Consider the following 11,910-nt stretch of genomic DNA (forward strand, 5'->3'; position numbering starts at 1 on the left):
CATGCTGCTTTAGGGGCCGCGTTCTACTCCCTTGGTCGTAACGCTTGTGGAGCAGTGCCAAATCATGCGCCGTTTGGGAAATTTTCCCGTCAATAGCGGGAATTTTTCCGTTTAACCCTCAGGGCCAAGGTTCCAGGCTAAGCAGGCCAAAACCTTCTCTGGGAACTCCAACCATGACAATAAGATCGGTACCCGACCCACGTTCTCCACTGTCTTGCGCTGTGCAGGCGATCATGCTGTTCACCGGCCTCGCCCTGGCCGTGCCCGCGAGTGCGACGCCGGTGAGCTGGGAGGACATTGCTGACGACCACAAGAGCACCGGCAACGTCCTGCAGTACGGCATGGGCACCAATGCCCAGCGCTGGAGCCCGCTGGCCCAGGTCAACGACAGCAACGTGTTCAAGCTGACCCCGGCCTGGTCGTACTCGTTTGGCGATGAAAAACAGCGCGGCCAGGAGTCCCAGGCCATCGTCAACGACGGCGTCATCTATGTCACCGGTTCCTACTCGCGGGTATTCGCCCTCGACGCCAAGAGCGGCAAACGCCTGTGGACTTACAACCACCGTTTGCCAGACAACATCCGTCCCTGCTGTGACGTGGTCAACCGTGGCGCAGCGATTTATGGCGACAAGATCTTCTTCGGCACCCTTGACGCTCAGGTCATCGCCCTGAACAAAGACACCGGCAAAGTGGTGTGGAAGAAAAAGTTCGGTGACCACAGTGCCGGCTACACCATGACCGGCGCCCCGACCCTGGTCAAAGACCAGAAGAGCGGCAAGGTGCTGCTGATTCACGGCAGTTCCGGCGATGAGTTCGGCGTTGTCGGGCAACTGTTCGCCCGTGATCCGGATACCGGCGAGGAAGTCTGGATGCGGCCCTTCGTTGAAGGCCACATGGGGCGTTTGAACGGCAAGGACAGCACCCCGACGGGCGATGTCAAAGCACCGTCCTGGCCGGATGATCCGAGCACCGAAACCGGCAAGGTCGAAGCCTGGAGCCATGGCGGTGGCGCGCCTTGGCAGAGCGCCAGCTTCGATGCCGAAACCAACACCATCATCGTTGGCGCAGGCAACCCCGGCCCCTGGAACACCTGGGCGCGCACCTCCAAAGACGGCAATCCCCACGACTACGACAGCCTTTACACCTCAGGTCAGGTCGGCGTTGACCCGAGCACTGGCGAAGTGAAGTGGTTCTACCAGCACACCCCAAACGATGCCTGGGACTTCTCCGGCAACAACGAGTTGGTGCTGTTCGACTACAAAGGCAAAGACGGCAAGCAATACAAAGCCACCGCCCATGCCGACCGCAACGGCTTCTTCTACGTGGTCGACCGCACCAACGGCAAATTGAAAAACGCCTTCCCATTCGCCGACAACATCACCTGGGCCAGCCACATCGACCTGGACACCGGGCGCCCGGTAGAAAACCCGGGGCAGCGTCCGGCCAAGCCTGAACCGGGGCAGACCAAAGGCAAGCCGGTCGAAGTTTCGCCACCGTTCCTTGGTGGCAAGAACTGGAACCCGATGGCCTACAGCCAGGACACCGGACTGTTCTATGTGCCGTCGAACCAGTGGAAAGAGGAATACTGGACTGAGGAAGTGAACTACAAGAAAGGTTCGGCGTACCTGGGCATGGGCTTCCGTATCAAGCGCATGTATGAAGACCACGTCGGCTCGCTGCGAGCCATGGACCCCACCACCGGGAAAATGGTCTGGGAACACAAAGAACGCCTGCCACTGTGGGCCGGGGTACTGGCAACCAAAGGCAACCTGGTGTTCACCGGCACCGGCGATGGCTACTTCAAGGCCTTCAATGCCAAGACCGGCGAAGAACTGTGGAAATTCCAGACCGGCAGCGGCATTGTCTCGCCGCCGATTACCTGGGAGCAGGACGGTGAGCAGTACATCGGTGTGACCGTTGGCTATGGCGGTGCAGTGCCGCTGTGGGGAGGCGACATGGCAGAACTGACCAAGCCGGTGGCACAGGGTGGTTCTTTCTGGGTGTTCAAGATCCCGGCCTGGGATAGCAAGACCGCGCAGCGTTGAAACCCTCGCGGGGCAAGCCCGCTCCCACCGAAGCCAGTGGGAGCGGGCTTGCTCCGCGAAAGCGCCCCACCAAGGAGCCGCACATGAACTACCTACCGCTACTACTGGCCTTCACCCTCTCCCCCGCCTTCGCCAGCGATGACGAGGCACCGATCCTCAATGGCTGCGTCCTCGCCCCGGAAAGCCAATGCGCCAACGCCGACCTGCGTGGTGCTGACCTGAGCAACCAGGACCTGCGCAAGATTAATCTGGCCGGTGCCGATCTGCGTGGCGCCAACCTGCGCCACACGCGCCTGGACCTGGCCAACCTAGAGAAGGCCAACCTGCAAGGCGCCAACCTCACCCGCGCCAGCCTGCAACAAAGCAACCTGCGCCTGGCCAACCTGCAAGACGCCACCCTGATCGCGGTACAAGGCTGGGGGCTGTTCGCCCAAGGCGCCATCTTCGACAACGCCAACCTCAGCGCCGCTTACCTGGAGTTTGCCCGCCTTTCCGGCGCCCGGCTGCACCACAGCAACCTGCAGGCCGCCGACCTGGAAATGACCTGGCTGAGCAAGGCCGACCTCAAAGGCGCCAACCTGGCTGACGCCAACCTGCAAGAGGCCAAGCTGGGTGAAAGCAATCTTGAGCGTGCCGACCTGCGCGGCAGCCGCCAGCACTACGCCAACTTTCAAGACAGCAATATGGAAGGCTGTCAGGGCTGTCCCGACAGCTGGAACTAAGGTTATTCATTCAGACTGTAGGGCTTGTCCCAGTGGGAGCGGGCTTGACCCGCGATTTGCGGTATCGCGCCAGATCGCGGGGCAAGCCCGCTCCCACCGTTAGGGACGACCCAGCCACCTCATCAAACAGATAAGCCGACAACCCGTGAACAGCCGGAATCAAGCCGCGACGCGCAACAGGCCAGCCTCGATGGCCAGGTGAACCATTTCGGCCTGAGAGCTGACCTGCAGCTTGCTCTTGAGGATGGTGAGGTAATTGGACACGGTCTTGTTGCTCAAACACAGCTGCTGGGCAATCAAACGATTCGAGCTGCCTTTGGCCAACATCAGGAAGATTTCGACTTCACGCGCGGTCAGGTCCTGCAAACAGGCATGCGCGGCTTGCCCGCCGTACGCCTGCACCGCCAGCGCGGTGGCCAGCGGCTGCTCGATGTAAGCCTGCCCGCACAACACCCGGCGTACTGCCTCAAGCACCACCTCAGGTTCAGCGGCCTTGGACAGATAACCGCAAGCACCGGCATCCAGAGCCTGGCGCACCAACCCCAGCTCCGTGTGCTCACTGAAAAATAGCACCCGCAGTTGCGGCAGACGCTGACGCAAGCGCCGGGTGGTTTCCAGGCCACTGATGCCCGGCAGGTCAAAGTCGATGATCACCAGCCCCGGCAACTGCTCGGCCACCTTCAGCAGCGCCGCTTCACCGCTGCCAGCCTCAATGATCGCCAGCCCCTCGAACGTCTGGGACAGCAGTCGGGCCAGCCCCAAACGCAGCATCGGGTGGTCGTCGACCAGTAAAATGGCCATCCCGGCCCCTCCTTCGTGGCTCTGCCCTGGCAAGTTGCATCCATGCTAAATCGCCCCCCTGCCCCCCGGCCTACTACTTTGGTACTGTTTGCGTTGTCGATGGTCGCATTTCCAAAGCGCTATAGCTGGCCTGTAATGCAAGGGTGCAGCAACAACCACAACAATAAGGTGCAAAGCCATGTACAAGATTCTGATCGCCGACGACCACCCGTTGTTTCGCGAAGCCATCCACAGTGTGATCAGCGATGGTTTTCCAGGCAGTGAGGTGATGGAAACCGCCGATCTTGACGGCGCCCTGGCCTTGACTGCCGAGCATGACGACCTCGACCTGATCCTGCTCGACCTGAACATGCCGGGCATGCACGGTCTGGGTGGCCTGATCAACCTGCGCAACAGTGCACCGACGGTACCGGTGGTGATTGTCTCGGCCGAACAGGACAAACAGATCGTCCTGCAAGCCATTACCTATGGCGCGGTGGGTTTCATCACCAAGTCGTCGCCGCGTTCGCAAATGACCGACGCCATCGAACAGATCCTCAATGGCAACGTGTACCTGCCACCCGACATCATCCGCACACAAAGCGCCAACAGCCGCCGCAGCCACAGCGAACACACCCCGTTCGCCCCGGAACTGCTACAGGCGCTGACCCGCAAGCAGTTGCTGGTGCTGCAGCGCATGAGCAAGGGCGAATCGAACAAACAGATCGCCTACAACCTGGACATCGCCGAGACCACCGTCAAAGCGCATGTCTCGGCGATTCTGCGCAAGCTCAATGTGCACAACCGTGTGCAGGCGATCCTTAGCGCAGGCGACATCGATTTCTCCGCTTACCTGCGACGATAGTCGGCAGTAATCGCCGTTATGCAAATTAGCCATTGAAACCGTGCCTGTGCCTGCAGTAAGCTCAGGACCATCACTTGGAGAGTCCCATGTCGCCATCCACCCTCACTCACGCACAACACGCAGGTCGCCCATCGCGTCCCCTGCTGGCTGTGGCCGAGTGCGCGACAATCGCTCCAGCTGCATTTTATTTTGGGTATTGGTTTAGCCACAGGCGCCGCTGATACCCACACCGGCGCCCACTTTCAAGGGGCCGCCGAACACGAGAATACTCAACCCCCGGTCGGCCCCCCGACCGGGGGTTTTGCATTTCAGGCCCCCGGACAACCGAACAGATAACGAGGATTACTCCATGAACTACGCCACTTATTACCGTTACCCAAGCTTTACCGCCTGGCGATTTAGCCAATCCCGTTCGGGCCAGTTTGCCGCCTCCGACCGGTCCAGCACAGGTGGCACAACTACACACAATGCAAATCCGGATCTTTGTCGAACACTTCGATAGGGCCGACCGCGCGGGTCAGAACCCGCCGTCCGCCCAGGGAACATAATCGCCATGCAAACGTCTTCGCTCGCTCTGCCCCTGACCCAACCGCAAGCCGCCAATACTGCTGTCAGCCAACGTCTGCCCAGCGCCCACCTGCTCAAGCAACAGATGCCCTTGAGCTGCGCCCTTGGCCATCAGGTCGAACAGCATCGCCAGGCTGTACGCGCCATCCTTGAAGGCCGTGATCAGCGCCTGCTGGTAATCGTCGGCCCATGCTCGATACACGATCCGAAATCGGCCCTTGAATACGCCGACCGCCTCAAAGCCCTCAGTGACGACGTCAGCGACCAACTGCTGTTGGTCATGCGTGCCTACGTGGAAAAACCACGCACCACCGTCGGCTGGAAAGGCCTGGCCTACGATCCGCACCTCGATGGCAGTGACGACATGCACGCCGGTATCGCCCTGTCCCGTGGGCTGATGCTGGGTATGCTGGAGCGCGGCTTGCCGATTGCCACCGAGCTGCTGCAGCCGATGGCCGCTGGCTACTTCGACGATCTGCTCAGCTGGGCGGCGATTGGTGCACGCACCACCGAATCGCAGATCCACCGCGAGATGGTCAGCGGCCTGGGCCTGCCGGTCGGTTTCAAGAACGGCACCGACGGCGGCGTTGCCATTGCCTGCGACGCGATCCGCAGTGCTGCCCATGCGCACCGCCATTTCGGCATCGATGCGCAGGGCCACCCGGCGATTATCGAAACCTTGGGCAACCCCGACACCCACCTGGTGCTACGCGGCGGCCATCAAGGCCCGAACTACGACGCCGCGAGCATCGCCCAAGCGCGTCAGGGCCTGGCCAAGGCCGGGCTGGCTGCACGGATCATGGTCGATTGCAGTCATGCCAACAGCGGCAAAGACCCGCTGCGCCAGCCTGAAGTATTCGCCGAGGTCCTGCGCCAACGCCTGGCCGGGGATCAGTCGATTGTCGGCATGATGCTCGAAGGTCATCTGTTCGATGGCTGCCAGGCACTGGGTAAAGCGCCGCTGAAGTACGGCGTGTCGATTACCGACGGCTGCCTGGGTTGGGCATCGACGCAACAGATGCTGCTGCAGGCCAGTGAAGCACTGGCTCGGTAGACTCCAGTTAGACGCCAAGAAGCAGAAGCATTGCAGTGACATTTGCGCTAGGCTTGCCGTTCATTCACCAGGAGACTTTCCCATGGCAAAAGCCACTGCCCGCCACATCCTCGTCAGCAGCGAAGAGAAGTGCAACGAACTCAAAGCTCAGATCGAAGGCGGCGCTGATTTCGCCGAAGTTGCCAAGGCCAACTCCACCTGCCCGTCCAGCCGTCAGGGTGGCGATCTGGGTTCGTTCGGCCCGGGCCAAATGGTCAAGGAGTTTGACACCGTGGTATTCAGCGCCCCGCTCAACGTGGTGCAAGGCCCGGTCAAAACCCAGTTCGGCTACCACCTGCTGGAAGTGACCAGCCGTCAGGACTGAGTCCTGCCGATGCGGCCTGTTGCCGTGGCGCGCCGGGTAACCTTACCCGGCCTGCTATTGGCATGCTTGCTGCTGACCTGCCCGGGCCTGCTGATGGCGGCGCCCGGGCATGCCCTCACCGTCTATGGTGAAGCACCGCGTTACCCCGCCAACTTTCAACACTTCGAATACGTTAACCCTGACGCGCCCAAAGGCGGCAGTCTGCGCCGCTCGGCCATCGAGATCGGTCAGTTCGACCATGTGCTGCCCTACATCGATAAAGGCATCGGTGTTGCCGAGGTCGATGGCTGGTTGTATGCGCCATTAGCGATACGCGCCCAGGATGAGCCCTACACCGTGTATGGGCTGGTAGCCCAGCGCCTTGAGCGCGACCCCGACGGGCACTGGCTGCGTTTCTACCTTGATCCCCTCGCACGCTTTGCCGATGGCCAGCCGATTCGCGCCGAAGATGTGCGCTACACCTTTGATCTGCTGATGCATCAGGGAAGCCTGAAATACCGGACGCAGTTCGCCGAGGTCGACAAAGTAGAAATCGAAGGCCCGCGCCAGGTGCGTTTTCTGTTCAAGAGCAACCAGAACCGTACACTGCCGCTGGACCTGGCCACCCTGCCGGTGTTGCCTGAGCACTGGTGGAAAGACCGCGACTTTGCCAGCGGTGGTGGTTTCGAGGCGCCCTTGGGCAGCGGCCCCTACCGTGTCGGGCGGATCGATAACGGCCGCAGCATCACCTTTGAACGCAACCCGCAGTGGTGGGGGCGTGATTTGCCGGTCAGCCGTGGGCGCTACAACTTCGATCAGTTGCGCATCGAGTACTTCGGCGATACCGAGGTGGCGCGTCAGGTACTGCGCGGTGGCGGCTTTGATTACAACCGCGAGTTTTCCGCCACCGGCTATTCGATCGGTTACAACAGCCCGGCGCTCGACGACGGCCGCCTGCAACGCGCGCAACTGGCCAAGGACGCTCCGCAAACCGCCCAGGGTTTTGTCTTCAACCTGCAGCGCCCGGTGTTCAAAGACCGTCGGGTACGCCAGGCCCTGGCCCTGCTGTGGGACTTCGAGTGGAGCAACCGGCAGATGATGCGCAACCTGTACATCCGCCAGCAGAGCTTCTTCGCCAACAGTGCCCTGGCCGCCCGCGCCTTGCCGGATGCACAAGAGCTCAAGCTGCTTGAACCGTTGCGCGGCCTGGTGCCCGATGAGGTGTTCAGCCAGGTGTTCGAAGCACCGCGCACCGACGGCTCGGGGCTGATTCGCGACAAGCAATTGCAGGCCTTGGCGCTGCTCGAGGCTGCCGGCTGGAAGCCGCAAGGCGATCAGCTGGTCAATGCCCAGGGCGAGCCGCTGCAGTTCACCTTCTTGAACGGCCAGGCCGGATTCGAGCGCTTGCTACTGCCCTGGAAACGTACCCTGGCGCAGATTGGCATCACCCTGGAGATCCGCCGCATCGATGCCTCGCAGTACGTCAATCGCCTGATGGCCCGCGACTATGACCTGATTGTCACCGGCTACCCGGTAACGCCATCGCCGGGGCTTGAGCTGTACAACTTCTTTGGCTCGGCGGCGGCCAGCGACCCGGGCTCGAACAACTACATGGTGCTGCAGGACCCGGCGGTAGACCGCCTGCTCGACGGCCTGGTCAAAGCCGAGACCAAGGCCGACATGCTGCGCCATGCCCATGCCCTGGATCGGGTGCTGAGCTGGAACTACTACTGGATTCCCAACTATTACCCCCCCGGCAGCTCGACCGTGTGGTGGAACCGCTTCGGCCTGCCGAAGGTGCAGCCGAGTAACGACGAAGGTCTGGACAGCTGGTGGGAAGTCAGCCCCACGGCGCTGACCAATGTGCAGATGGCCGAGCGCCTCAAGGAGCCGCGATGACGGCTTACATCCTGCGCCGCTTGCTGCTGATCATCCCGACCTTGCTGATCATTCTGCTGGTCAACTTCGTCATCGTTCAGTCCGCACCGGGCGGACCAGTGGAACAGGCCATCGCGCGCTTGCAAGGCATTGGTGGCGGCGCGCCGGGCGCCAGCGTGGAAACTGTGCACAGCAGTTCCAGGGCCAGCCGTGGCCTGGACCCCAAGCTGATCGAAGACATCAAGCGTCAGTACGGTTTCGACAAGTCGGCACCGGAACGCCTATGGCTGATGCTGAACCAATACGCGCGCCTGGATTTCGGCAACAGTTTCTTCCGAGGCGCCAAGGTCACTGACCTGATTCTGGAAAAAATGCCGGTGACCCTGTCGCTGGGCTTCTGGGCCACCTTGATTACCTACCTGGTGTCGATTCCGCTGGGCATCCGCAAGGCCGTGCGCCACGGCTCGGCGTTCGATGCCTGGAGCAGCAGCCTGATCGTGATCGGCTATGCCCTGCCCTCGTTTCTGTTTGCCTTGCTGTTGATTGTAGTGTTTGCCGGGGGCACATCGTTGAACTGGTTCCCCGTGCGTGGCCTGGTTTCGGAAAACTTCGATCAATTGAGCCTGCTGGGCAAGCTGGCCGACTACTTCTGGCACCTGGTGCTGCCGGTCGGCGCTCTGGTGATCGGCGGCTTCGCGACCCTGACCTTGCTGACCAAAAACGCGTTCCTCAACGAAATCACCCGTCAGTACGTGATTACCGCCCGCGCCAAAGGCTTGAGCGAGCGTCGCGTGCTGTACGGCCATGTGTTTCGCAACGCGATTCTGCTGGTGGTGGCCGGCATTCCCCAAGCGCTGATCAGCGTGTTCTTTGCCGGATCGCTGTTGATCGAGGTGATCTTCTCCCTCGATGGCCTGGGGCGCATGAGCTACGAAGCCGCGGTATCGCGGGACTACCCGGTGGTATTCGGTTCACTGTTCATCTTCACCCTGTTCGGCCTGTTGATCCGTTTGATCGGTGACCTGTGCTACACCCTGGTCGATCCGCGCATCGACTTTGCCACGAGGGCCCACTGATGTTCAGCCTCTCGCCCATTTCACGTCGGCGCCTGCACGCCTTTCGCCGCAACCGCCGTGGCTGGATTTCCCTGTGGTTGTTCATCGCCCTGTTGATCCTGAGCATGGGCGCTGAACTGGTGGCCAACGACAAGCCATTACTGATGGGCTACAAAGGGCAGCTGTACTTCCCGGCGTTCAAGCGCTACACCGAACAGACCTTCGGCGGCCAACTGCCGTTCCAGCCGGACTACCGCAGCCAGTATGTGCAGCAACTGATCAAGGAACAGAACGGCTGGATGCTGTTCGCGCCCATCCCGTTCAGCGCCGATACGCCCAACTACGACTTGCAGCAACCCACGCCCAGCCCGCCGTCAGCGGTCAACTGGCTGGGCACCGACGATCAGGCGCGCGACGTGCTGGCGCGAGTGCTGTACGGCACCCGGGTGTCGATCCTGTTCGCCCTGGCACTGACGCTGATCAGCACCGTGATCGGTATCGCCGCTGGCGCCTTGCAGGGCTACCACGGCGGTTGGGTCGACCTGATCGGGCAACGCCTGCTGGAGGTGTGGTCGGGCTTGCCGGTGCTCTACCTGCTGATCATCCTCAGCGGTTTTGTCGAACCCAACTTCTGGTGGTTGCTGGGGATCATGGCGCTGTTTTCCTGGCTGGCACTGGTGGATGTGGTCCGCGCCGAGTTCTTGCGCGGACGCAACCTTGAGTACGTACAGGCCGCGCGGGCACTGGGCCTGCAGGACAGCGGCGTGATTCTGCGGCACATCCTGCCCAATGCCATGAATGCCACCTTCACTTACCTGCCATTCATTCTCACCGGGGCCATCACCACCCTCACCGCCCTGGACTTTCTCGGCTTCGGCATGCCCGCCGGTAGCGCCTCGCTCGGTGAGCTGGTCAACCAGGGTAAGCAGAACCTGCAAGCCCCGTGGCTGGGCTTTACCGCGTTTTTTGCCCTGGCCTTGATTCTGTCGCTGCTGGTGTTCATTGGCGATGCCTTGCGCGAAGCCTTCGATCCACGGGCATAATCGCCCCTTTTGATCTTCAGGGAGCGGCGCATGCCTGCCAGTGACAGCCTCAAGGATTACCAGCAGGTGCGCCAACTGGCGATTCGGTCGTTGTTCGAAATCATCGAGCAGTCCAGTGAAGGCACGCTGATTGTCGACCGCGATGCGCGCATCGTCTGGATGAACGAACGCTACGCGCGGCGCTTTGGCCTTGAAGATGCCACCAGCGTGATTGGCCAGCCCTGCGAAAGCGTGATTCCCGGCAGCCTCATGCGTGAGGTGGTGAACAACGGCCGACCGATTCTGCTCGACATGCTCGACACCCCGAAGGAACCCTTGGTGGTCATGCGCCTGCCGGTGCATGACGCTGACGGCGCGCTGATCGGCGCGATCGGATTTGCCCTGTTCGATGAACTGCGCAGCCTGTCACCGCTGCTCAAACGCTACGCCAGCATGCAGCAGGAACTGGCCTCCACTCGCTCGCTGCTCAAGGCCCGTCAGGCCAAGTACAGCTTTGCTCAATTCATCGGTACCAGCGCCGCCAGCCTCGAAGTCAAACGCCGGGCCCGGCGTGGGGCCAGCAGTGATTCGGCGGTGTTGCTGCTCGGTGAAACCGGCACCGGCAAAGAACTGCTGGCGCATGCCATCCATGCCGCCTCTTCCCGCGCGCACAAGGCGTTTGTCAGCATCAACAGTGCGGCCATTCCGGAGACGTTGCTGGAAGCCGAGTTCTTCGGCACAGCGCCCGGGGCCTACACCGGCGCCGATCGCAAAGGGCGCACGGGCAAGCTGCAGTTGGCTGAAGGCGGCACCCTGTTCCTCGATGAAATCGGCGACATGCCGCTACCGCTGCAAAGCAAGTTGCTGCGCGTGCTGCAGGAGAAGGAATACGAGCCGGTCGGCTCCAACCAGATGATGCGCAGCGACGTGCGGATCATCGCCGCAACGTCCACCGACCTCAGCGCCGCCATGGTCCGGGGCGAGTTTCGTGCTGACCTGTATTACCGCTTGAATGTGCTGCCGATTCAGGTGCCGCCGCTGCGCGAGCGCCTTGACGACCTGCCAGCGCTGAGTGAAACGATCCTCGAAGAGCTGGGTAGCCGCCATGAGCTGGATGACGACGCCCAGGCGCTGCTTGCCCGGCATGCCTGGCCGGGCAATATCCGTGAACTGCGCAATGTGCTGGAGCGCGCCACCTTGTTAGCTGATCAGCCGCGTTTGTCGGCCAAAGACCTGCATGCCGCCCTGGGCAACCTGGCGCCCGTGCAAGCGCAAGTACCACAGCTGAGCTACAAGCAGGCATGTGCCGAGTTTGAGCGGCAATTGTTGAGTAATACCCTGGCGCGTTGTGCCGGCAACGTACCGGAGGCCGCGCGGCAGCTGGGGTTGGGGCGGTCTACCCTGTACAAGAAACTGGTGGCGCTGGGGCTTTCGTCTCAATAGCGAGACTTCTGTTTCTTATTTGAGATTGCTATCGCGGGGCAAGCCCGCTCCTACAAGGCCCTGTAGGAGCGGGCTTGCCCCGCGACCAACCGTCTCACATCAGAGACAATCAATTATAAATTCCTATAAATACTCA

General features: G+C 61.5%; 10 protein-coding genes. 9 read left to right on the top strand and 1 reads right to left on the bottom strand.

Annotated elements, in window-relative coordinates; all coding sequences use genetic code 11:
* Positions 1 to 233 precede the first annotated feature (233 nt).
* Both exaA and ACP6KB_RS13585 read left to right on the top strand, forming a co-directional pair.
* Entirely contained in the window at positions 234 to 2,045 is a 1,812-nt protein-coding gene (gene exaA / locus ACP6KB_RS13580) for a quinoprotein ethanol dehydrogenase (RefSeq protein ID WP_442114304.1), read from the top strand.
* Positions 2,046 to 2,128: 83 nt separating this feature from the next.
* Positions 2,129 to 2,767, top strand: a complete 639-nt coding sequence (locus ACP6KB_RS13585; RefSeq protein ID WP_442114227.1) for a pentapeptide repeat-containing protein — start codon at positions 2,129 to 2,131, stop codon at positions 2,765 to 2,767.
* 159 nt (positions 2,768 to 2,926) lie between these two features.
* Here ACP6KB_RS13585 and ACP6KB_RS13590 read toward each other — a convergent pair whose 3' ends face one another.
* A complete protein-coding gene (locus ACP6KB_RS13590; RefSeq protein WP_442114228.1) occupies positions 2,927 to 3,568 on the bottom strand; it encodes a response regulator in 642 nt (213 codons plus the stop codon).
* Between the two features lie 178 nt (positions 3,569 to 3,746).
* Between ACP6KB_RS13590 and ACP6KB_RS13595 the strand changes: the two genes are divergently transcribed.
* The 7 genes from ACP6KB_RS13595 (at position 3,747) to ACP6KB_RS13625 (ending at position 11,774) form a co-directional block, all read left to right on the top strand.
* Positions 3,747 to 4,412, top strand: coding sequence for a response regulator (locus ACP6KB_RS13595; RefSeq protein WP_442114229.1), 666 nt, complete (start codon positions 3,747 to 3,749; stop codon positions 4,410 to 4,412).
* Positions 4,413 to 4,965: 553 nt separating this feature from the next.
* Positions 4,966 to 6,033, top strand: a complete 1,068-nt coding sequence (locus tag ACP6KB_RS13600; RefSeq protein WP_442114230.1) for a 3-deoxy-7-phosphoheptulonate synthase — start codon at positions 4,966 to 4,968, stop codon at positions 6,031 to 6,033.
* A gap of 82 nt (positions 6,034 to 6,115) precedes the next feature.
* Positions 6,116 to 6,397, top strand: coding sequence for a peptidylprolyl isomerase (locus ACP6KB_RS13605; protein ID WP_133212906.1), 282 nt, complete (start codon positions 6,116 to 6,118; stop codon positions 6,395 to 6,397).
* A 9-nt stretch (positions 6,398 to 6,406) separates the two neighbouring features.
* Entirely contained in the window at positions 6,407 to 8,275 is a 1,869-nt protein-coding gene (locus ACP6KB_RS13610; RefSeq protein ID WP_442114231.1) for an extracellular solute-binding protein, read from the top strand.
* On the top strand, positions 8,272 to 9,330 hold the full coding sequence (locus ACP6KB_RS13615; RefSeq protein WP_442114232.1) for a microcin C ABC transporter permease YejB: 1,059 nt from the start codon (positions 8,272 to 8,274) through the stop codon (positions 9,328 to 9,330). Before ACP6KB_RS13610 ends, ACP6KB_RS13615 begins: the two co-directional genes overlap by 4 nt.
* Positions 9,330 to 10,352, top strand: a complete 1,023-nt coding sequence (locus tag ACP6KB_RS13620; RefSeq protein ID WP_442114233.1) for an ABC transporter permease — start codon at positions 9,330 to 9,332, stop codon at positions 10,350 to 10,352. Before ACP6KB_RS13615 ends, ACP6KB_RS13620 begins: the two co-directional genes overlap by 1 nt.
* 30 nt (positions 10,353 to 10,382) lie before the next feature.
* Complete coding sequence (locus ACP6KB_RS13625) at positions 10,383 to 11,774, top strand: sigma-54 interaction domain-containing protein (protein ID WP_442114234.1); 1,392 nt, start codon at positions 10,383 to 10,385, stop codon at positions 11,772 to 11,774.
* The last annotated feature ends 136 nt before the right edge of the window (positions 11,775 to 11,910 follow it).

The sequence above is a fragment of the Pseudomonas sp. NUPR-001 genome (genome assembly GCF_052147955.1).
Classification (GTDB): domain Bacteria; phylum Pseudomonadota; class Gammaproteobacteria; order Pseudomonadales; family Pseudomonadaceae; genus Aquipseudomonas.